Origin of the sequence: Carboxylicivirga linearis (assembly GCF_018271995.1) — a bacterium.
GTDB lineage: Bacteria > Bacteroidota > Bacteroidia > Bacteroidales > Marinilabiliaceae > Carboxylicivirga > Carboxylicivirga linearis.
The window spans coordinates 162,217-185,312 of sequence record NZ_JAGUCO010000005.1; the positions used below are offsets into that span (position 1 = coordinate 162,217).

General features: G+C 35.2%; 22 protein-coding genes. 2 read left to right on the forward strand and 20 right to left on the reverse strand.

What is annotated here, in order from left to right; translation table 11 throughout:
- Positions 1-130: 130 nt before the first annotated feature.
- Positions 131-1,255, forward strand: coding sequence for a glycosyltransferase family 4 protein (locus tag KEM10_RS09570; protein WP_212215766.1), 1,125 nt, complete (start codon positions 131-133; stop codon positions 1,253-1,255).
- A gap of 81 nt (positions 1,256-1,336) precedes the next feature.
- On the opposite strand, the gene KEM10_RS09575 is transcribed toward KEM10_RS09570, so the two are convergent.
- Together KEM10_RS09575 and KEM10_RS09580 are read right to left on the reverse strand one after the other, a co-directional pair.
- On the reverse strand, positions 1,337-2,431 hold the full coding sequence (locus KEM10_RS09575; protein WP_212215767.1) for a nucleotidyltransferase family protein: 1,095 nt from the start codon (positions 2,429-2,431) through the stop codon (positions 1,337-1,339).
- Positions 2,432-2,596: 165 nt separating this feature from the next.
- Positions 2,597-2,899: a GIY-YIG nuclease family protein gene (locus KEM10_RS09580; RefSeq protein ID WP_212215768.1), complete on the reverse strand. Its 303-nt coding sequence runs from the start codon at positions 2,897-2,899 to the stop codon at positions 2,597-2,599.
- Between the two features lie 281 nt (positions 2,900-3,180).
- Here KEM10_RS09580 and KEM10_RS09585 point away from each other — a divergent pair, with 281 nt between their 5' ends.
- Positions 3,181-4,392 carry a glycosyltransferase gene (locus KEM10_RS09585; RefSeq protein WP_212215769.1) on the forward strand — a complete coding sequence of 404 codons (1,212 nt, stop codon included), beginning with the start codon at positions 3,181-3,183 and terminating at the stop codon, positions 4,390-4,392.
- Here the strand turns inward: KEM10_RS09585 and asnB are convergent.
- From asnB to KEM10_RS09675, 18 genes are all read right to left on the reverse strand, one after another.
- Positions 4,387-6,243, reverse strand: a complete 1,857-nt coding sequence (gene asnB / locus KEM10_RS09590; RefSeq protein WP_212215770.1) for an asparagine synthase (glutamine-hydrolyzing) — start codon at positions 6,241-6,243, stop codon at positions 4,387-4,389. The genes KEM10_RS09585 and asnB overlap by 6 nt on opposite strands.
- Before the next feature lie 34 nt (positions 6,244-6,277).
- Positions 6,278-7,273: a glycosyltransferase family 4 protein gene (locus tag KEM10_RS09595; RefSeq protein ID WP_212215771.1), complete on the reverse strand. Its 996-nt coding sequence runs from the start codon at positions 7,271-7,273 to the stop codon at positions 6,278-6,280.
- Positions 7,274-7,281: 8 nt separating this feature from the next.
- Positions 7,282-8,721: a hypothetical protein gene (locus KEM10_RS09600; RefSeq protein WP_212215772.1), complete on the reverse strand. Its 1,440-nt coding sequence runs from the start codon at positions 8,719-8,721 to the stop codon at positions 7,282-7,284.
- Complete coding sequence (locus KEM10_RS09605; protein ID WP_212215773.1) at positions 8,694-9,839, reverse strand: glycosyltransferase family 4 protein; 1,146 nt, start codon at positions 9,837-9,839, stop codon at positions 8,694-8,696. Before KEM10_RS09605 ends, KEM10_RS09600 begins: the two co-directional genes overlap by 28 nt.
- On the reverse strand, positions 9,832-11,061 hold the full coding sequence (locus tag KEM10_RS09610; protein ID WP_212215774.1) for a glycosyltransferase family 4 protein: 1,230 nt from the start codon (positions 11,059-11,061) through the stop codon (positions 9,832-9,834). The genes KEM10_RS09605 and KEM10_RS09610 overlap by 8 nt, the downstream gene beginning before the upstream one ends.
- On the reverse strand, positions 11,058-12,332 hold the full coding sequence (locus KEM10_RS09615) for a glycosyltransferase (protein ID WP_212215775.1): 1,275 nt from the start codon (positions 12,330-12,332) through the stop codon (positions 11,058-11,060). The genes KEM10_RS09610 and KEM10_RS09615 overlap by 4 nt, the downstream gene beginning before the upstream one ends.
- A gap of 4 nt (positions 12,333-12,336) precedes the next feature.
- Positions 12,337-13,653 carry a glycosyltransferase family protein gene (locus KEM10_RS09620; protein WP_212215776.1) on the reverse strand — a complete coding sequence of 439 codons (1,317 nt, stop codon included), beginning with the start codon at positions 13,651-13,653 and terminating at the stop codon, positions 12,337-12,339.
- A complete protein-coding gene (locus KEM10_RS09625) occupies positions 13,653-14,627 on the reverse strand; it encodes a glycosyltransferase family 2 protein (protein WP_212215777.1) in 975 nt (324 codons plus the stop codon). The genes KEM10_RS09620 and KEM10_RS09625 overlap by 1 nt, the downstream gene beginning before the upstream one ends.
- A complete protein-coding gene (locus KEM10_RS09630; RefSeq protein WP_212215778.1) occupies positions 14,614-15,303 on the reverse strand; it encodes a CatB-related O-acetyltransferase in 690 nt (229 codons plus the stop codon). The genes KEM10_RS09625 and KEM10_RS09630 overlap by 14 nt, the downstream gene beginning before the upstream one ends.
- A complete protein-coding gene (locus tag KEM10_RS09635; RefSeq protein WP_212215779.1) occupies positions 15,287-16,060 on the reverse strand; it encodes an acyltransferase in 774 nt (257 codons plus the stop codon). Before KEM10_RS09635 ends, KEM10_RS09630 begins: the two co-directional genes overlap by 17 nt.
- Complete coding sequence (locus KEM10_RS09640; protein WP_212215780.1) at positions 16,044-16,916, reverse strand: glycosyltransferase family 2 protein; 873 nt, start codon at positions 16,914-16,916, stop codon at positions 16,044-16,046. The genes KEM10_RS09635 and KEM10_RS09640 overlap by 17 nt, the downstream gene beginning before the upstream one ends.
- Positions 16,917-17,015: 99 nt before the next feature.
- Positions 17,016-17,897, reverse strand: coding sequence for a glycosyltransferase family 2 protein (locus KEM10_RS09645; protein ID WP_212215781.1), 882 nt, complete (start codon positions 17,895-17,897; stop codon positions 17,016-17,018).
- Between the two features lies 1 nt (position 17,898).
- Positions 17,899-19,047 carry a glycosyltransferase gene (locus KEM10_RS09650; protein WP_212215782.1) on the reverse strand — a complete coding sequence of 383 codons (1,149 nt, stop codon included), beginning with the start codon at positions 19,045-19,047 and terminating at the stop codon, positions 17,899-17,901.
- Positions 19,026-19,922, reverse strand: a complete 897-nt coding sequence (locus KEM10_RS09655) for an NAD-dependent epimerase/dehydratase family protein (RefSeq protein ID WP_212215783.1) — start codon at positions 19,920-19,922, stop codon at positions 19,026-19,028. The genes KEM10_RS09650 and KEM10_RS09655 overlap by 22 nt, the downstream gene beginning before the upstream one ends.
- A 6-nt stretch (positions 19,923-19,928) precedes the next feature.
- Positions 19,929-20,495 carry an acyltransferase gene (locus KEM10_RS24735; RefSeq protein WP_212215784.1) on the reverse strand — a complete coding sequence of 189 codons (567 nt, stop codon included), beginning with the start codon at positions 20,493-20,495 and terminating at the stop codon, positions 19,929-19,931.
- A 68-nt stretch (positions 20,496-20,563) separates the two neighbouring features.
- The gene (locus KEM10_RS09665) at positions 20,564-21,322 is read right to left on the reverse strand and encodes a sulfotransferase domain-containing protein (RefSeq protein WP_212215785.1); all 759 of its coding nucleotides are present in this window, start codon (positions 21,320-21,322) and stop codon (positions 20,564-20,566) included.
- Positions 21,279-22,160, reverse strand: a complete 882-nt coding sequence (locus KEM10_RS09670) for a glycosyltransferase family protein (protein ID WP_212215786.1) — start codon at positions 22,158-22,160, stop codon at positions 21,279-21,281. The genes KEM10_RS09665 and KEM10_RS09670 overlap by 44 nt, the downstream gene beginning before the upstream one ends.
- The gene (locus tag KEM10_RS09675; RefSeq protein WP_212215787.1) at positions 22,161-23,090 is read right to left on the reverse strand and encodes a glycosyltransferase family 2 protein; all 930 of its coding nucleotides are present in this window, start codon (positions 23,088-23,090) and stop codon (positions 22,161-22,163) included.
- Positions 23,091-23,096 lie beyond the last annotated feature (6 nt).

Consider the following 23,096-nt stretch of genomic DNA (forward strand, 5'->3'; position numbering starts at 1 on the left):
TTAGATATAATGCTTTTTATTGGCAGAGATCACAATAAAATCACAACAAAGAAGGCTTTTCTGCGTATATTTTAGTGTTAAACAGAAAATGCTTGCTATTTTTGCAAAGACTTTGGACACAAACTATTTTATGAACGAATTAACTATTCAGCTTTTAATACCTTTTGCTGCCTTTTTATCTTTTATTGTAGTATTTCTTTCTATTCCCACTATACTAAGAGTGGCTAAGATGAAGAATCTTTTCGATGAGCCAAATAAAAGAACTGTGCACAGGGTAAAGATTCCAACATTGGGAGGGATGGCTATTTTTATTGGCTTTATATTTACTTACTCTTTGTTTGTTGATTGGTTTGAATTTCCTCATATTCCGTTTCTTACAGCGTCATTGGTTGTTATTTTTGCCATTGGTATTAAGGATGATATTTTGGCAACAGCTCCTATGGTTAAGTTAGGCGGACAAATTTTAGCTGCTTTAATTATCGTTGGGTTAGGACAGGTTGTGCTGACTGATTTTCATGGTTTTTTTGGTATCCAGCCTAATCCATTCTGGGGGACTGTTTTTACTATTTTCACCATTATTTTTTTGGTAAATGGCTTTAACCTTATTGACGGAATAGATGGTCTGGCTGCCATTACGGGGATCATAACTTTATTATCCTTTTCTATCTGGTTCTTTATCAACGGCGAATACCATATTCCTGTTTTATCTGCAGCTCTGATTGGAGGATTGTTGGCTTTTGCCTATTATAATATCTTTTCGAAACGGCAGAAGATATTTATGGGTGATACAGGTTCTCTGGTGTTGGGATTCCTTGTTTCAGTGGTTGCCATTCGTTTCAGTGAATTAAATACAACGGCTCATCGTCCTTTGTTGGAATATCAGATGAATAGTGCACCGGCTGTTGCTATGGCCATTTTAATTGTTCCCTTTATTGATACAGTTCGAGTATTCTTCTTACGGGTTGCACAAGGTAATTCGCCTTTTACTGCAGATAAAAATCATATTCATCATCGAATGCTGGCTTTAGGATTTACTCATTTGCAGGTTTCATTGATTATTGGAGCTGTGAATATTGCATTCGTAATATTGGGTTATAGCCTGCGAAATCTTGGAATGTTAAAACTGACTATATTAATATTCGTTTTTGGTATGACTGTTGCATATATCCCTTCATGGGTATTGTATTATAAAAAACGTCATCTGATTCGACGTTTAAAACAGATAAAGAATAAAGGAAAAATGTTTATTTTTTAACTTCCCTTTGGGACGTAATTATTTATAAAATTAACTGCTGCGGATGGTATAGTTACTTTAAACATCAAAAAAGCACAAGAATCATTTATTCTTTTTTAGTTTATTCAAGCCAAATTGAAGTAATCTGGTAAATACGATAAAAAGTCTTTTTATTGCGTTTGAAGAATGACCTGTACTATTTGAAAGTACACTCTTAATGAAATTTAATTTGTTCGTTATTCCATTCGTATTTCTAAATCTCTCCAAAGCTAATTCATAACTGTATTTATTGTTTTGCTGATCGGATTGATGTATTAATTTTATTAAAGTCTTTTTCTCTAAGGGAGATAAGTTCAATCTAAATTTTTGAGGTGTAAAATTAAACTTATATTGAAAGATGAATTCAGTTTTAGCAATAATTTCCCTGATGGGTTTCTCAATATTTAAATCTTTTATAATCTCAAAAAAATAAGATTTATTAATAGTATGTTTTTGTGATAATAAGATAAGGTCAAAAAACCAACTTAAACGGATACCGCCTCTTCTCATGGTATGATAAGCATGTAAGGCAAGATAGGCGAAGTTTAATTCCGGAATTATTTCTGATTGATCAGTATTTAAGTGTTTTATCAGGTGTTGGTTTGGAATGATATAATTTAAATCCGTGTCAAACAAAGTGCGATGGATTTCTATCAGAATATCCTTATACATGATACCGGGTAATTGATGCCCCGTGCGTTTATCATGCTCCTTTTCAATAGAATTGCAGAGACCTCCATATGATAAAAGTAATTGACGTGCTTTTTCTGCATCATCATTTAAGAATAGCATATCGATGTCGCTCATCGGTCTTATAGCCGGATCAGGATATATAGAGGTAGCCAAAGTACATCCTTTTAATAAAACAGGTCTTAGCTTATTGGCTATGAATAGCTCGGTTAATTCATCACGTATGGATAGTATTTTTATATTCCGTAATAGGGAAGCGAAATAAGCTTTTTTCAGTTGCAGGGTTAAGTAATCAGGCAGTTGGACTTGTTTTTTTGTAGCGAGATAATACAGATAGGGAGAAAAACCGTTTTTATTGGTAAAGTGGACTAAAAAGTCTTGATCGAATGATTTCTTAAAAGGGAGTGGTGTACTCATAAGAGCACTTAGAACCCAATGTTCTTCTTGTTTAAGTTGGTATTTATCCATTGCCTTTTTCACGGGTTCACAAGATACTTCTTTTTAAAAGAAGCCGGGCAATTGGAAGGTGAATTAGATTGGAGAGTTGTAATATTAGGTTATTTCGATATTTCGACTGGCTCAATGCCCGAGGCTCAATAACCAAAGGGCAATGAAAGTGGTAACTTAACCTTATTAGGTGGTAACCTGAGCTTGTCGAAGGGTACTCTTTGATAGTTCCGGTAACTCATCATGGCGCCCCTCAATTAAAGCCAACTTCTTTTTTCTGCTCCAGCCCTTTATTTGCTTTTCACGATAAAAGGCATCTGCAATATTATCGTATTCTTCATAATAAACTAGTTTAACAGGTAAATGCTTCTTTGTGAAATTGGCTCCTGTACCTGCCTGATGTTGAGAGATTCTTTTATCGAGGTATTTAGTGCTGCCTGTATAGAATTTACCGTTGCTGCATTCAAGTATGTACATGAAACCTTTCATAGGAATAAGGTAGGGAGAATTCGTTATTTCGACAAGCTCAATAACCAATTTCGACAAGTTTCGACAGGCTCAACTATTGCTCAGTGTGCAATTTCGGCATTTCGACATTTCGACAGGCTCAATGCTCAATCCCCAGTGCTCGATGATTTAGGAAGATAAACCTAAAAATCGGTTGAAGTATATATTCTATAATCTTATTGGACAGAATTATAGCTTGAGGCTATTGTTCTTTTCCATTCACTACTGACTACTGACTACTCACAAATTACTATCTTCGTATTATGAGTGAACAACTATTAAAGAAGAAAATATTAATTTTTATAGATTGGTTTTTACCCGGATATAAGGCTGGTGGTCCAGTGAGGTCTATGGCTAATATGGTAGATTACCTAAAGGAGGAGTATGATTTTTTTGTTTATACCTCAAATAAAGACTATGATGGAGAAATTCTAGATGTACAAAATGATCAATGGCTCGTATTTAATGAAGGTAGTGCAAAAGTGTATTACTCCTCTAAGCCAGGGCTAGCAGAAGTGAAGAACATCATTAAAGATATTTCACCAGATACAATCTACTTGAACAGTGTTTTTTCTTTAAAATACACGATTTACCCCTTATTCATTAATACTTTTCTAAGTAACATTAGGATACCCAAAGTAGTATTTGCTCCAAGAGGTATGTTTCAAAAGGGTGCGTTACGATTGAAGGGAGGTAAGAAAAGACTTTTTCTAATGCTGGTCAAGCCATTATTATTCAAGGCCAGAAATATTATCTGGCATGCAACAGATAAGCAGGAAAAGGAAGATGTAAAAGATGAGGTGGGAAAGAGTGCTCCAGTCAAAGAAGTAAGTAATATTCCAACAACACAGGTTATAGATTATGGAATACAACTGCCTGAGGATGAAATACGTTTTGTAACTATCTCACTGGTGGCTGAAAAGAAAAACCATATTTTCTTTTTAAAGCTTTTACAAACTCTAAAATTACCGGAAGGTAGGCGAATAGTATATGATATTTACGGCCCTGTAAAAGATTATGCCTATTGGCAAAGATGTCAGGAGTTGATCACGGAAATGCCTAATGGAGTCACAGTCAGCTATAAGGGAAGTGTCATACCAACAATGGTTAATAAGACCTTACAGGCCTATCAATTTTTTGTTCTCCCCACTTTAGGTGAAAATTTCGGACATGCTATATTTGAAGCATTGGTGAATGGTGTACCGGTGTTAATTAGTGAGTTGACACCGTGGAGACGGTTGGCGAATATGAAGGGGGGATGGGACTTAAAATTAGAGATGAGAGGTGAGAAAAAGGAGCTGAGTAGTGAGAGGGGAGATGTGAGTGGTGAGAAGATTGAATGGCGTACTAAACTTAATGACATAATTGCTATGACACCCGAGGAGCATCAACACTGGCAGGAGGGAGCGAAAGCGGTTGCAAGGACTTATATTGCTGAGCAGGATTACAGACGTTCATACAAAGAGCTACTATAAGATTTCATTACGTTCCATCCAATGGTTAAGAACAACCAATGGCCATATGCGAGAATAGGTAACAGACGGATTGTTTTTATTGAATGCTGACCATAGTTTTTGTACTTCAGCTTGATTAAAATAGGGTCTTTTTGATAGTTCCTGAATATGGTGATCTGCTAATTCATACAAATCTTTCTGTAACCATCGGCTCCATGGAAAAACAAATCCCATTTTAGGACGGTTAACAATGTAATCTGGTAATAACTCAGGAAATGAATCAACCAATAGTTTTTTAGGGCTATGAGGATATTTAAGCCTATCGGAAACTGATAGGATAAATTGAACCAATTCATGATCGAGAAAGGGTACTCTTACTTCCAATGCATGCGCCATGCTCATTTGGTCACTGTCACGTAGAAGCACATTTTGCATGTAGGTGTTAATTTCAGAAATAGAAACTTTGGTTAATATTTCTTTCTTGTTAAGATTGAGTTTATTTATGACTTGGATGGACAGATGCTCATCAGGTAACTCATAATTCAATAGGTCATTGACTTTAGAATCAAGCAACACCTGTCTTGAAATGGCATATTGCGAAAAATAGTCATATTCTCTTAAATTCAACAGGGCACTTAGTTTGTCGGACGACACACCTGGTTTCAATTTTTGAAGAGCATTGCCAGCAAACTGGCGCAAAGGGACAGGTATTTTCCAAATGTATTTATGTTGATCCAGTCGAGCCATTCGAGCAAAAATAGCATAGCCAGCAAATAGTTCATCACCTCCTAAGCCTGACAGAGCCATTGTTATACCTGCCTCTTTGGTTGCTTTGGATACCATCCAGGTGTTGGGGCCGTCGCCTGATGGGTGGTCTATAGCATTAAGCGCATGAGGTAGCTCTTTTAAGAAATCAATTGGTGATAAGTTAATCTCGGTATGATCAGTCTGATGCATGTGGGCAATATATTCGGCGTATTTTGCTTCGCTATATTGCTTTTCAGCAAAAGAGATATTAAAGGTTTTAACTTGCCGGTTGGATACTTTTGACATGGCACCAACTACAGCACTTGAATCAATACCCCCGGAAAGAAATGCACCAAAAGGTACATCAGCCACCAAGCGTCTTTTAACAGAGTTGTAAAAAAGCTCACGCACATGCTCGTGTACTTCTGTGATATTGTCTGGCACAACTATATCACATCGATCGATGGACCACCATTGTTGCTTTTGCAGTTTAAAGTCTTCTAATGATATTTGCAGGCAGGAACCGGGTTCCAGCATGTAAATACCTTTTAAAATGGTATTGGGTGCCTGAACGGTTTGATACCGTAAATAATCACTTAATCCGGAAGGGTCTATCTCTTTATTCATCAGGCTACTGGCGGTTAATGCTCTTAGCTCAGAAGAAAAGACAAGATTTTGAGCATCAAAATAATAATAGAGGGGTTTTATACCCAGTCGGTCACGAATAATAGTGAGTTGTTTTTTTCGTTTGTCCCAAAGGGAAAAAGCAAACATGCCATTGAACCTGTTTACACAACTAATTCCCCATTGATTCCAGGCCGCTATAATAACCTCTGTATCCGTGTCAGATCGAAATGAATAATTAAGCTCTTGTCTTATTTCTTTAAAATTATAGATTTCGCCATTAAAAACAAGGGTTAAATTATTATCAGATGAATGCATGGGTTGATGCCCTGCCTTTGATAAATCAATAATAGAAAGACGTTGGTGCCCCAAAGTGATGTGTTCGGATGACCAAATTCCCTTATCGTCGGGTCCCCGATGGTGCATAGCTTTATTCATGTGACTCACATGCGTTCTATGATCGATGTTTTTTAGGGAGAATATGCCGTTAATTCCACACATGATTTATGAATTGATATAGAGTTGGGATTGTAGATTAGATCTTACTATAGATCTCATAATAAAGATTTATGTATTGATTGGTTACTTCACCTAGAGAGAAGCGTTTTATATTTATTAGTCCTCTTTCAATGATTAATTGTCTGTAATGTTCATTATTTATAATATTTTTAATGCCTGACTCAATAGACCTGATATCATATGGATCTACTAGGCAAGCTCCTTTACCAGCTACTTCAGGCATTGAAGATAGGTTTGAAGTAAGCACAGGGCGGCCTGTAGCCTGTGCTTCGAGAATTGGTAATCCAAAGCCTTCCAATAACGATACAAAGGAAAGCAAATCACATTTTTGATATTGGTTTAATAATTCTTCATCGGAAATGCCGGATAATATTTCGTGCGAGATATTATAGCTTAGGATACTTTCCTTCTGTTCTAGAGTTGGAAAACCAATAATTACAAGATGACATTTAATGTTCTTAACAGCTTCAATTAAGCGATCCAAATTCTTATTGTAAGCACTTCCAATATGCAATATTCTTGGCTTCTCAGAGTTGAACTTCTTCGGATTGTATTTAAATGAATCTGGTATAAAATTACCTATTACTTTAACCTTATCTGCATTTATCTTAATCATAGATAATAACTCAGTTTTTGTAGTATCTGAGACAACCGTAATAGCATTCGCATATTTTACAGGGAGAGTGATCCAAAAGGTTTTTAGTATCCATCTCAATAGTGGATTTTTAGTATTATTGAGTATTCCTAAGTCATGAATTGTTAGAATCGTTTTTTGCTTCTTCAGGCCTATGGCAATGAAATTTATATCTCCAGTAATATGGTTAATGTCTCCCTGAAATTTTCTTGCTGCAAAAATCATTCTAATTCTGGGTCTTAAACCTTTGCTAAAATAGGGTGAAACCCAAACATTTGATTCAATACCTTCCGGAAGTTTAGCGCGAACATTATCAAAGATTTGTTCAAGGCTGTAATGGATATCTAACGGACGTCGTTGATAATAAGTAATCTTCAATGCTTTACTTAGTTTGAATTAATAAATACTCTGATTCTTGGAATGATGTATTTTGCCAGAAAATAAAAAACAATCCAATACCAAATTAAATTACCTAAAAATTTAATTTGTGATGTTTCAAATTTATATAGTACATCAAATGAACCGGTAATTAATGCTGCACCCCATAGCGGATTATCTACTGTGTTAAATATATTTCGTAGAACAAAACCTATTAATGAACCAAAGAAAAAGATAGGGATAAACATCAGGATAGCTCCAAAATCAATATAAAAATCACCTACATATCCCAAACTAAAGGAAACTCCTTGTTTAGAATTTGCAAAGTTCAATCCGGTATATTTGTTCAAATGATTTGAATCATCAATGATTGGTTTGTTAGGGTTAATAATCCTTGGGATTAATATGTGATTAATTGACTTTTTTAAAATCACCCCATTTTCATGAGGCAATTCTGAAGGCACGTAATTCATGCAGGCCGATATGAAATCAATATATGACATGCGGTCAATAAAGTCTTTTTGTACCCGGTTATCGTCAGGAATGTTAAACTGAAATATTTTCTCGCTAAGAAAGTTTAATGCTTCATCCTTTTGAACTAATACACGTTGAGTGCGTGTGCCTTGGTTTAGGAAATCACGATAATCGCCTTTTACTGCTGTCCAAAAGATGGCCAGCATATATACCCCAAAACCTGCAGAAATGGCTATTACGAGTTTTTTATAGTTAAAACTAGAAATTGATAAATAGGCAATAAGAACAAAAAAGACTATAGATTTAAAACTTGCAAAAAAGGAGAAAAAGCTACCAATAAATTCATAAGCGACAATACCCCAAAAAACACCGATTAATTGTTTTTTTTTGTGGACAATTACAAAAAGAATGAAAAATAATGACCATTTAAAATTTGTTAACAGACTAATTGCTTGATATGCACCTGGAAGGACGTGTCTAAGGGCATGTAAGAGATTTAAGAATAACCCAAAACTTAAGTAAAATACAATGCATCTTATCACATTAATATTTTCAATTTCATTATTAAAACTATCAATGCTAAAGCATATTTTTTTTAATGATTGATATATGCCCAGTGACAGGGCAAATAAGCCAATTGCACCCGTATAAAAGGCACTATCAAAGTGTTGAGGGTACACAGTTAAAGATTCAAAAGGGAGGTTATTAAAAAAACCATAAAAGACCTTTATGGAAACCTGAAACCATTGATACAATAATGCTAAAAAGATTACGACCGTGAAGCCTTGTGCATAAAATAAGCGGACAATAGTGTATAAGAGCGCAAAACTAACAGCCAGTTTAACGCCGTATCCGGTAGTTAAACCAAATAGGGTGAGAATGACTCCAACTGATAGGATGCCGTTTAGTAATAAACTGGGCTTGTTCAGGCTATGAAATGGCTGCATTAGTCTATCTGGTATACTTCTTTCCATTTTTGAGTGAATATTTCATCAGTTAGACCCAGATTTTGCATTGAGTCGTATGCATTTTTGCCTTGACTACTGACCTCTTCCGGATTATTATAATAATACTCAATAGCCTCGATTAAGCAATATTTATTGCTTTCTTTACAAACATATCCATCTTTTTGATGGCTGACTAACTCAGCCAAACCTCCATTATCAAAAACGATTGATAACTTCTTATTTAGTTTTGCTTCACCTACCACATTAGATAAGGCTTCTTCAACAACAGAAGGCGCAACATGTATATCTCCGTTTTGATAAACTAAGTCTATGTTTTGAACTTTATTAAGAAATACAAAGTTTTGTTTATGTTCCTTGTAAAAGTCGTCATTTTGTATCGCTTTGTATAGTTCACTATACATTGTCTGACCTGCCAGTATAAAGCGAATACTATTATGTCTTGTAATTAATTCCTTTGCGGCCTCAAAAAGGATATCCACGCCTTTAATTCTATCAATCTGCCCTACAAAAGTAACAGTAAACCAGTCTTTATCATAAACCGGGATGTTTTCTTCAAGTATGATTTTCCGCGTAGGAGGAATATTATAGATAATTGTATAATTATTTAGGTTGGGTTTAATAAGCTTTAGTTGCCGGGCAATAAAATTAGAAATGCATACGAAATGGTGAACTTTTTTAACAATCACTTTTTTCCAAATCATCTTTTCATAAAAATACCGCATTACAGGCTTATCGCCCAAGCGATAAATTAATGGACATTTTATAAAAAGTAAAACCGGGCTGAGCGTTAGGAAATAAAAGTCGTTTGCTATGTGAATATAATCTGGTTTGTACTGTCTGTATGATATTAAGAATTGAACGTTATACATCCAAATATCTCTGAGATAATTCCATAGTAATTTTGGATTCAGGCTTTTTCTGAAATTCCAAGGGTACCTGATCTTTTTGTACGCTAAGCCATGTGCTTCTACTTCCGGTTGAATGTGCCATTGAAAACCCCTGTCGTTCACCAACAACAATAAGTCAACATTTTGCTTTTTTAGCGTATCAAACACTTTTATATTCGACCGCTCCTGACCAAAAAGGACCACATTACCGAAAACGGCTAAAACCTTTTTATTCATTAATTGCGGCATTAATTGTTTTTGTTATGTTTTTAAATGACCAGTCACTAACGAATTGTACAATTTTTGTACTCGAAAACTCATTTATGTGTTGTTGAATAGAAACAATTATTTCCATTAAATCGGATAGCCTATCGGATTCAAATAGGTACCCCGTATCTTCATTAATTAAATCTTTGGCACATCCCACTTTATTACTTACAACTACAGGTTTGCCACAAGCCATGGCCTCATTAACTGCCAGGCCCCATGTTTCACCCGGACCTTTTGAGGGCAGACAGTACATATCTCCCAATCGATAAATGACTGGCATTTGGCTTTGATTTTGAAAAGGCAGGAATATGATGTTTTTGTCATCAGCAGCCAATTGCTTTAACTCCTTCTCCAAGATTCCGTTACCAATCAAGATTAATTTAATAGCTTGAATGCCTGCTCTGGCATTGATATTCTGAACAGCTTTTAGAAGCAAAAGTGGGTTTTTCTTTGATTCAAATTTACCGCTAAAAACAATGGTGAAATCAGTTGTTTTGAGCTTTAGTTTTTTTCTCCAAGTCTGTGCTTCTAGGGCAAAGGTATTGGCATCACTATCTTTAAATCTATTGTTATCAATAGCATGAGGGGCATGTCTTAATTGAATAGGCGATACACCATGTGCTAAATAATAGTCTTTATTGTTTTTACCAACATAAAAAGCCAAATCGATGTGTTTATAGATGTAGGTCAGAAAAACTTTTCGAATTTTAAATTTGATGTAAGACTTGAGATTTGAGATTTGAGATTTGGTTTTTTTGTCTTTAATTATATCCTGAACGGTTTTAATATCATAATCTAATAAGGTACTGTCGCCTCTGAACCATACCGGTATTTTTCCTTTGAAATATCTTAAAGCTTTAAGGTGAGCGTGGTAATTCCAGCCAAAAACCAAAACATGGGTTGCTTGCCATTTTTTGATCTCCGAAATGAGTGTTGGACATTTGATACCCATGAAGTGGTTTGCTCCTGGTTTCTTTGAAGTATTTCTTATAAAAGAATAGCTATACCCTTCTAATAGTGGAATGTCCCATTTGATTTTTTGCTTAAAATCCGGATCGTAATAGTCAAGCTTTGATTGACTCCAGGTATAGAATACTTTTACATCAATATCAGGCTTATTAGCAAGTAAGGCGAACCAGGGGGCATAATACTGTATTGGATGTGTTGTGATTATTGCCAGCCTTTTCATGATTGTTTTAAAATAGTTTTAAAGAAGCTAATTTGTTTGTTGGCCATGGTTTCATCTGAGAATTCTGAATAAAACTCCCAATTAACATCGGTCTTAAATTTACCTTTTGCAATCAGGCTTGATATGGCCTCTTCAACCGCTCCCTGACGTGCTTGTAATTCATCTTTGTCGTTAAAGGTAATCACTGGACCTGCATTACAGTCCTTTAAGATAGCAGATACACTGCTTTTAACATGTGTTAGAGCAATAATAGGTTTTTCGGATAGAATATATGGATAAATTTTAGAAGCGGTGTATCCAGCTTCCATTGAGCCTGGGAGTATTAAAAAATCGGCATCTTTCATTACTTTCATGGCCTCGAAATAGCCTACTCGATCTGGAATTTCGGTTACACAATTTTCAACGCTCACTTCTTCAGCAATTGGTAAAGCAATTGATTTAGCATTTGGAGCATATGACGAACCTACAAAATAAATATGTATGTTTTGTTCAGGATTGTGCTCCATAACGCTTTTAAAAGCTTTAAGCATTGTTTTTAAAGGTAAGGGCATACCGGGTGTAACGGCACCGGTATATACCACTTGAATTTGATCAACGTCTTTCTTAAAAACAGGATTCTGAATGTTTAATTGCTTAACAATTTCAAAATCCAAACGGCTGGATGCAAACGGTATTACAGAAAATGGTTTATTGATATTGTATCGTTTGTTTAAGGTCGATGGATATGCTTCTGAAACGGAAATAAGTCCGTCACAATGGGGCACAGTATATTTTTCAAGTATAGAGTCAAAATAATAGGCAATTTTAAATTTTGGTGGGCGATTAGTTTTTGGCTGCGTTAAATAATAATCATTTCGCCATGGATCTTGCATGTCAAGGATAAATGGGATGTCAAATTTACGCTTCCATACCCGACCTAAGGTCATGGCCGGAAATACAGTAGTGCTAAAATATACCAGATCAAATTGCTTTGCATTTAGCAATCTATTGCCGGCACGTTTTAATTGCCACCACGCCCGATAGCCAAGATTGCCTAATCCAATTCGTCTGGTAATACCGCTGGAAATGGCTTTAACCCGAATGACTTTACATGGATCCTCTAGTTGAGACAAAACCGGATCTACCGGGGCTTCAATGTATTGAGGTTCCACGGCTAAAACAGTACATTCCCATCCTGCCTTTTGAAACCATGGGATACTGAGGCGTATACGATGTTGATCGGGTGTATTAACCGGCTGAAATGTAGGACAAACAATAAGTAGTTTAGGCATTTTGTTAAATAAAATTATTCCATAAGTTAACAATCTTAACTTTTTCTATTTCCCACGACAAACTCTTTCCAATGTTTAATCTATTTCTTCTGTTGTGTTGAATATCTGATAAAATATGAGTTAGATGTTTAATAAGCATTGCTATTTCATCCGTTGATTGCCCGCAAAGAAGCCCCAGTTCTTTTTGATGGCTTAAAAATTGAGATTGCGCCAGGGTATCAGTGGCTAAAATAAAATGGCCCGCCTGTGCATAAGCCATTATTTTATTTGTGAGGCAGAGTTGTCGATTCAAATCTGTTGTGTCAAATTCAAGCGCCAAACCAATATCATGCTTAGTCAGTTCGGTGTGAAGATCGGGTTGAGACATTGGATGTTGGATGTTAAGATTTATGATGTGCGATTTGCGATTTGCGATTTGCGATTCATCCTTCTTCACTAAAACTATGGAGGACAGGAAGGGTTGGATAATTTGTTGATCAAATTGGGGATCGAGGTTACCAATGAGGGTAAGCTGGATGTTTGAATGTTCGATGTTCCAATTTCGATCTGCTTCTTTAGAAAGAAGAAGAATGGCTTCAAAGAATTGTTCGAGACCACGGCCGAACGAAATGTTTTGCGAGAACCACACCAACTTGAGAGTTGAGAGTTGAGAGTTGAGAGTTGAGTTTTTAGGTTCTACAAATTCTTTTTGTGGGAAGCTGTTGAGTATGACTTGGTGGTTGGGATGCCCTCCAATCAGTTTTAAGGTATAATCGCCAATGAGAGGGCTGGCACTGGTAAGTGCCTTTGCTTTTGGTGCACATTTTTTCAGCAGATATTCCGTGCAGGATTTATAATGCTTACCTGCTTCCGGAACATGTATCCCCGGGTCATAGTCCTCAATATCATAAATAAACGGTATGTTTGTGCTCAGGCTTAATTGATAAATGGGGTATAAAGTTCCAAGGTTATGGCCGATTAATAAATCACAATGCTTAATTTTTCTTAGCGTGTACCACAACTGAACAGATCGCCTGGTGTGAACCAGCGCATTCACAAATAAGCAGCGCTTAAAAAGCGGGTAAAGAAAACGTCCTAACTTTTCCATAAGCGCCCAAAACAACCAGGAGAAAGCTTGAGAACGCGTGGCACTCAGTTGAATAAAATTCACCGAAGGCCTTTTGTTCATTTCTTTTTGATTAAGTGCTTCACTCCAGTTTCCCAAATTGAATAGCACAACACTTACTATATGTTCCTTTAGTGCTAAATCAACTTCCTTTAAAAGCCTTGGATTAGTTGGAAGGTTACTGGTTGTAAGAAAAAGGAGGTTCTTTTTTTTCATCAGATGAGCTTATGAAGGTAAAATGACAGGCTTTTGGCTGTTTTCCAACCAAAGCTTTTTTTTACAGTTTCAATAATTCTACCGCCTAATACCGGAACATATGTACTCCCGCCCAGTTCACTACATTTGCCTAAAGCTTTATGAGATATGTCTTTAAAGTTAGGCCAAGCTTCAATGGCAACATGTTTGTATTGTGTCGCGGCGGCATATTGTGCTTCTGCTGAATCATCCCTGTCCAGCAAATAGCTCGCTTTCAGTTCTGTAGCTTTGAAATTACTTTCAATGTGTTTTCTTTTCTTTTGTGATGAAATATTGCTGCTATTTAGGTGTTTACGGTAAAAGCATTTTACCTGCGGAACATAAATTATGCCTTCGCTGGCCAACAAAACGCGGGCAAAAAATTCACCATCCTGATCCTTATCTAACTCTTCGTTCCAGGCACCTGCCTTTTGAATTAGTTCCCTAGGTGTTAAGTAGGCATGTACAGCCACATAGTGCATGCTATTATGTAAGCCCCAAAGCTTGGCTAAAAAATAACTTGGTTTTGAACTGGTAAAGATAAAGTCTCTATCTGTATTATAGGCTTCGGATAAATCATTAAAGAAGAGGTAAGTATTGCAAACAGCTACTTGATTGTGATTAGTCTCTAAAACTTCTATCTGTTTCTGCAACTTATCTTTACTCAATAAATCATCTGCATCCAGAAATTGGATGTAGTCGCCGGAACATTTAATAATACCCAAATTACGTGCAGCACAAGCGCCTTTTTTATTGTTCCTGAAAACCTTAATACAATCGTATTCCTCACTAAGTTTTTTTGCAATTGACAATGATTGATCAATTGAAGCATCATCAACAATAATTACTTCAATGGACGAATGCGTTTGATTAAGAACGCTATTAACCGTCTGCTCAAGATATTGTTCAGCATTATAACATGGAATAATTATAGAAACTTTTTTACTTGAGTTCATTCAATTGGTTAGCCTTTGAAATATGATCCTTAAATAAGTCTTTATGCTTTCTTAACTTGTCTAAACTCCACTGCCACCACTCTAATTCATTTATCTGTTCTATGATATGATTATCGAAACGGTATTTAATTATTCGCGCGGGAGAACCTGCAACAATGGCAAAGGGTGGAACGTCCTTATTAACAACACTATTGGCTGCTATAATTGCACCATTGCCAACATTAACATTTCCCAGGATGACAGTATGACTACCTATCCATACATCATGGCCTATATTAATAATTCCTCTTTTTAATATTTCGCTTGTATTTTCCTCCTGAAATACATTTTTAAAAATAAGGTATGTTGTTAACTTTTGGGAGTTATGACTTTCAACCTGGAAGGAAACGTTTCTGGCGATTGAGCAGAAGTTACCAATATTGACGCTTCCATTACCAGCATATATATCTAAATTAGGACCGTTTAGTGAACAGAATTTTCCGATATTAATTGTTCCGTGTAACTCACTTCTTAAAAGCTGTGAGTTGTCACCTATATTAATATTTCCATCAAAATAGTTTCCATAGCACTTGCATCCTTCTCCCAAAGTAAGTTTTGTAGAAGGCGAATGGTAATTTTGGCTGAGCAACGCACTTTTAAGCTTGTTAAATAGCCATTTTTTAATAAAATGCATCATTTTTTTCTACTAAAGACTTTATTTGCCTGGCCGGAACACCTGCCCAGACCGTATTATCAGGAATACTTTTAGTCACTACCGAATTTGCAGCAACAACAACATGTTTACCAATGGATACATTGGGTAATACAGTAACGTTGGAGCCAATCCAAGATTTGTTACCGATTTCTATTTTGCCTGTTGTTTTTTTTCCGTTCCAGGCAGGCAAATTTAAATCATCATACTCATGATCATGGGTATAAAAGGTGCAACCGGGGCCAATGGCAACATCTTTACCAATGATAACGTCATCAGCCACATCAATGATGCAATTATCAGCAATGTAGGAGTTGTCGCTCATAATAAGGCGCCCAAATAAGCCTGCTTCACGAGAGAAAATAGAACAATAAGTTGCAATGTTTGCATTGTTTCCGAATTCCCAATGATTATTGATATATATTCGGCTATTGTTTCCAATTGAGCAGTTTTCTTTGCCTGTAAGAGAGGCGCCGCTATCAATGCGTATATCGGCATTCTGACCAATATGGGTATTCGATTCGAATGAAAGAGCACTGTTCAGTGTAACTTTAAGGCTTGCCCGCTTGTCAATAACAGAAGATGGTCCAAATGCAATTTGACCTTTCCCCTCGATGCAAACCGGAAAATTAACTTTAAGCTTTTTAATACCTTTTACAGCTGATAATCGGTATAGCCAGTATAAATGCCTTATGAAAAACTTGAAATAAGCGCTTATTAATTTCTTAAAAACTACGAACATGCTTTTTGTATAATAGGTACTTAATATCTTTATAGTACTTGCTTAAGTATTTAAGGTTTGAAAGCTGTAATTTAATGATTGTTCTTAAAATATACCGGATGAATTGTCCCTTTAAATTGCCAATGGCAATTTCCTTTTCCGGCTGGGAGAGAGGACAGGAGTCGGTGTTTAATAATCGTGGAACATGGAATCTGAATTGTTCTAATCGTTGCAAGACACTGTCGTTACTGGAAATCTGCTCGTGTCCTTGCCGGTAATAAACAAGCCCATGCGGCAATAAGGCGGTTTCAGAAATGGCTCCAATTTTAAATAAGAGCCAGCTATCCGCATTTATACCCATATCTGTTTCAAAGCCCCCAACCTGATTAAAAGCTTCTTTTTTAAAGATGACGCTGTTGGGTGCATTTGTAAATAAAGGCGTATTAAAAAAATGAGACTGAAAAGCCGTTTTAGGATTAAAGGCTTCAGGAAAAACAATATCAGGTGAGTAGTGCCTGCACAAACCCTGGCCGGCTTGAGGGTATGCCAACATGGCCCAGATCATTACCTGAATACAATGCGGATAAATCAGATCGTCAGAATCAAGGTACTTTATATAAGCCCCCTTGACATATTCTACAATCTTATTTCGGTTTGGAAACTGCCCTATGTTTTCGGCGTTTCTATAGGCAAAAATATGATCGTATTTTTCAGCGTAATCCTTTGCAATTTCATGACTTCTATCTGTTGAACAATCATCTAAGATGATGATTTCTATATTTCTATAAGTTTGGTTAATGGCACTTTCAATAGCTTGTGCTATATATTTTTCTCTGTTATACGAGGTAATTAAGATACTGACTAAAGGGTTTTGCATCTGCTTAGATTTATATTTCAATGGTTACATGGAGCGATAGCTATCGCTCCTTGCCAACATGCTATTTCTCTTGAGCGAAATGTATTCTGATGGCTTGTATCATATGGATTTTTTCATAATTGTTTTAAACAAAAATGAGAATGATTTTCTATCCCAGCTTGTTTGTGGATAATATAAGAAAAACTTCACTATTTCTGGCCAATTTATTCTTAATGCCCCCTTATTTGAAATCTTAGATCTAATGCGATCCCATTCCTGATCCAGCATTCTGTTCTTTATATGCTTCGATAAACCTGAATAAATAGGATTGTTCATAAACCTATCTAAATCTTCATTAAATGCTTCTTTTTGTGAAACACTTTTGGAGGTTTCATGTAAGCGAAAAGCAATGGTTGATGTATCGGAGTACTTTATTTTGGGGAATATACTGAAATAATGAGCCAGATAAATAAGATCAAATGAGTGATTAAAATTTACAGGAAGTTGACCACATCTTTTCACAAGATCATTTCGTAACCATATTCCTGGTTGGTGAAATGAAATATTATTTCGCCAGCGCAGTAGATTCTTTGCACTTAGGTTTTTATTATCAGTGATGTGAAGAAAGTGGCCTTCTGCATCTACGTTTTGCACGCTTGAAGCAAACGCATGATACTTCTCGAACTTAAAATTCTCGGCTATGAAACTTAAACTACCTGGAAGTAGAAAGTCATCGCTGTTGATCCAGTTAATGATTAGCCCGCTGCACCGATTAAAACCTTTATTTATGGCATCACTCTGACCCTTATCCGGTTCACTTGACCAATAGGTCAAATGTTTAGTGTATTTTTTTATAATCTCAACGGAATTATCTGTACTGCCACCATCAATAATAAGGTATTCAAGATTAGGATAGTTTTGACTGAGAATTGAATCAATGGTTTGTTCAATAAATTGCCCTTGGTTGTAACTTGGTGTTACGATGGATATTTTTGGATGCATTCTATTTAAATAACTCCATTATTTTATTTGCAAATGCCTTCTGACATGCAGTGTAATCGTATTTATTAATACTTATATCATTGGCCCATATGCTCTTTAGGGTATCTGTAATAGAATCAAGATCTTTTGCCTTAAAGAATGATTTATTTGGATAGTCTGCCAATTGTTCTTTATGAATATTAATATCTGATGCAAGAATGTACTTGTTTTCAAATTTAGCTTCCTCAAGCACAGTGCTCCAACCTTCAAATAAAGATGGTTGAATGATGCCATGCGAGTATTGTATTAATGTCTGAAGATCATTTCTGCTAACAAAACCCAGAAACTGGATGTTCTGCATTAAAACATTATCTTTTACATAGCTCTTCAGTTTATCAATGTGTCCGGGATTTCTGTTATCCATTTCATTACCCGAGAAATATACCTTTATGTCAATGCCTTCATTAACAAGATTTTTAACAGCATTTATAAGCAACATGTGGTTTTTATGTTGCCAAAACTGGTTGGGGCAATAGAAATAACGATCAGATAAATTGTATTTAGATTTTACCTGTTCAAATTGGTTTTTGCTATCGTTAGTTTTAGTAAAAAAAACACTAAACGGAATAATATGAACAGATCCTTTATAATTGGGGTAGAATTGTTTGAAATCATTAAATGCATCGCGGCTGCTTAATACAATATTGGTTTTTTGCGAAATGATATGATTTTGTTTTCTCCTGCTTGCAATTTCTTCATCTGAAAATAATCCGCCTAAATATTCTTCCTGGAAATCGGGAATCCAATAAATTAGTTGGTTTTCAGATATATTTTCGAAATCATATCCCGGATTGGGAAATATTTTATGGTCAACGGCTTTTATTCTTTTATCAACCAGGTTTTTACCTAGGATAAATTGACTTATTTTGTTTATTATTTTTTCGGTAAATGAATAATGAGCAGTAGTATTTGAAAAAACAAGTTTTTGATAGTCTGTGTTTCTTTTTAACTCATTAAAATTCTCTTGTGAATTAGTATAAATAACTACTTCAGCTTGCTCCTCAACAGGTAAGGTGTTTAAAGCATGAATATAATTATATATGTAGTTGTTTCCACCAGTCCATCCTTTAAAGTTCATGAAATAAAAACCTATCCTAAACGTTTTGCCCATTCAATATATTTTATGATTCCATCTTCTAAGCTCACTGTCTGCCGATATCCTAACGTTTGTATTAAATTAATGTCAGCTTCCCAATTAATTGGATCACCGGCCCGATTTGAACCTGAAAATACATATTTACCCCTGTAATTAAGCTTGTGTGTAAATACGTGTACAAGTTCTTTAATTGATACCTGATATCCATTGGCCACATTAACCACACCGGCCTTAAAAACAGCATCGCTGTTCATAATTACCTCAATGGCCTGAATAACATCGTCGATATAAATAAAGTCGCGTGTTTCATTACCTGTACCGAAGAGTTCAAAGCTATCTGTGGTGCATTTTTGAAACAAATCCCATAATAATTGCTTTTTGAGTCCAGGCCCATAAGCAGAAAATATGCGTAAGTTACATGTAGGCAGTGAGAAAAAATAATAAAACTCACTACATATGTCTTCGGCCATTTTTTTGTGCTCGCCATAAGGTGAAACTGGCTTAATTAAAGCGTTTTCACCAATTGGTATTGTTTTAGGATTACCATATACTGCAGCACTTGACAAGTTTATAAATTTACAAGCAGGGTTAAGTTCTTTAATTGCACTTAATAGCTTAAAAACATTTGCTGTATTTAATTGGTAATCACGCAGGGGATATTTAATTGACAATGGTACACTGGCGGCACCCGAGCAATTGATACAAAACTCATAGTTTTTTTTCTGAAAAGGGGCCTGAAAATCGGGTTGGCTGGCATCAATTTGGTAGTACTTATCATCCGTATAATCCACTACCACATCACAGCCATAAACGTCATCGTATTTTTTTCGGAAATATGCTAAAGTATGTGCACCAATAAATCCTTTTGAACCTATTACTAAAATGTTCATTTACTTCTATTTATTTTCAGGAGTTAGTTGTTTGACTACCCTTGCCGGGTTACCAGCAACAACTGTCCAGGCAGGCACATCCTTAGTAACAACGCTTTTAGCTCCAATTACAGCACCTTCGCCAATAGTTACTCCCTTAAGAATTGTTACTCCCAAACCAATCCAGACTTTATCTTGAATAGTAATTGGAGCTGATTTAACATGCGACCAATCTTTATTTACAATGTTATTACCATTGTATTTTATATAGTCATGGAAACATTGATGATTGTCATTTTTTCGATGTTCCCAGTGGATACTGTGAGAATTATGATCATATATGGTGATGTCCCATGCCATAGTTACATCGTTACCAACACTGATGGAATTCCTTGAAATAAAATTGGCACCACCTATATGGACATTATTGCCAATTTTTACTCTACCTTCTGAAGACTCAAAAATAAAAGCCCCTTTTATTAATCCTTCTTCACCAATGTTCAGATATATTTTATCCTTAATTGGCTTTACATCTAATCTTAAGTTAACACCTTGAGGAAAAATACTGGTATCTCCAATGCAACAATATTGCATTAAGTTGGACTTTTTCGCTTTTCTATTTGTTAGAATTGCGAATATTTTTTTGAGTATAAATTTCATATTTAAAGGATTGAATCGAAATCTGTAGAGGGGTAATGATTTAAAAAGCCTTGAATTCTATCATTTTGGTTATTATCTAGTGTCATTTTTTTTATATCACCTCTAAATCGTGAATTCAACTTAATCTTGTCGTAACAATCAATGTTTTTGTTTTTGTCGATAACGTGATTATTAATTTTATAATATGAAATAATTTGCTCCAATGTTGATTCAATATTTTCCTTTTTAATTGCTGAATAATCTAACCATAATATACTATTATTGTTTTTTTCATATTCCTTCCAAGAAACATAGAAGTTTAGATACCAAGGAGTGAACATGTCAATGATGAAATCAAGTTTCTCTTGCTCTGACTTTTGATAATAATCTTGGCCAATAAACGCCATTGGCCACCATGTGTTTTCTGGCTCTATTTCCATATGTGTATACAAACTTGTAATACATGAATGAATACTTCGAGTTAAAACAATGGGTTTTATATTGAAGAAATTAAGAGTGTTTATATTTGATTTCGTCGCTCTACAATGTTGGTACGTTACGGTATTTTTTTTAATACTACTAATTAGATTAGGCAGGTAGATGTCCTGTTCAGTTTGATCAAAGCTTTTAATATAAAATGACTCTTGAAATCCAGTAACTTCTTTTAAATAATTATGCAAAAAGGTTGAACCACTTTTGGGAAATGATGAAATAAATATATGCTTTCGATTATAAAGCTTATTTAAATAATTTCCGTATTTTCTTAAATATGTTTCTATCATTCTTTTCAGCTTTCTCAAAATATCTCAATAAAATAGAGTAGAATTCTAAATTTATTGAATCATTGAATTTTATATCTATTTCTGATGCTAATTCTCTATCGTCTTTCGATTCTGAGCAGTTAACACCGGTGCCATCAAGGCCAATATTTCTTACTAAGGTTTTACTTGGATATACTGATAGTCCATTTCTTTTAAAAAGATTATAATACCATTTAATACCCCAGACATTTCTATCATCAATATCAAATTGGCTTGAATAGCTGTAATCCGCAAGGTTAAATCGATGATTTAAATATATTGATTGTTTTATATGGTCTTTGTCAGGGGTTTTCCAGTCGCAAGTGTTCCACTTATCTTTCCATGTTGCCCATCCCCAAGTAGCAATATAAGGTAATAATACTGTTTCAGATAGATTAGTTTTAATTGGAAACATATTTGCTGAAACACTATAGATATTACATCTTTTCTCAAAAGTTTTCAAGCAAGTGTTTAAATACTTTAAAAAGAATGTTGAAGTAATTAAGTCATCTTCAAGAACAATGATTTTTCCGTATTGGTTTACAATTTTTGTAACTCCATTTAAAATGGAATCAGCCAGTCCGTAATTACGCTCCTTTTCTTCAATAATTACCTCTTTACACCATTGCTTTTGACGAATCAGGTCCCGTACCTCTTTAATCTTTTGTAGGTCTTCATCTGTAGCATTTTCTTTGGGGCCATCGGCCATAATAAATAAGGAGGACTGATTGGCCCATTCATTTTTCGATAGTGCTTCGAGTGTTTGCTGAGTATGCCAGGGTCTGTTATAAACAAATAAAACTATTGGTGCTAATTCCATTTACAGGTAAATTCCTTTATGAGTAATGTAATTATTTTGAATTTCGGCATATTTTTTACGCGTAGTAATAACAGCTTTACCATACCAAAACCAATATATCAGTTTGGTTTTATTAAACCATACTAAATTGCGAAAAAGGTTTTGAATGCTAATGCGCAGATATTTCAAATACTTCTTTCTGAAAGTCTTATGTTGGTTAACATCCAAGGCATCGAATTTATAGGTTTCCATAAACTCAAAGTAAAAGGTCCGTTGCAAAGAGGTTTTTCTTTCTTTGTTTTCCAGGTCCCGTGCATGAGTAATAAATGCATCTGGAATTAAGACGGCTTTAAAATTATGGAATTTTATTCGTTGAAAAAAGTTGACATCTTCGCCATAATGGAAGAACTCGGGTTCAAAGCCACCTACTGTTTTTAAACATTCAACGCTTAGCATGATGGCCGCAGCATTTACAAAATCAATAGTATAGTGATTCTTTTTTTTATTCAGAAATAAATCGTTTAAAAGCTTGTGATTTTTACTTATATAGTTTAAAAAGCCTTTTTCAATATTGTCCTTGCTGTCTAAATGAACAGGACTTAATAAACCTATGGATTGATCGTTTAATGACTGGTAAGCAGAGACCATTTTTTCAAATGTATTGGCTTGTATCCAGGCATCCTGATTTAAAAGAAAAACAAACTCAGCATTGTGGTCAATGGCATACTTTATACCAAGGTTATTGGCTTGTCCAAATCCCAGGTTTTTCTTGTTTTCAATAAGAATAACTTCGGGGTAGTTTTCTTTGATTATTGATACGGTATTGTCAGTCGAATTATTATCCACTACAATAATCTGAGATAGCATGGTGGAGCTGGCAAAGCTTCCCAGGCACTTGTCAATCCACTTTTCGAAATTATAGCTAACTATAATGGTAAATAAACTGTTCATCAGATT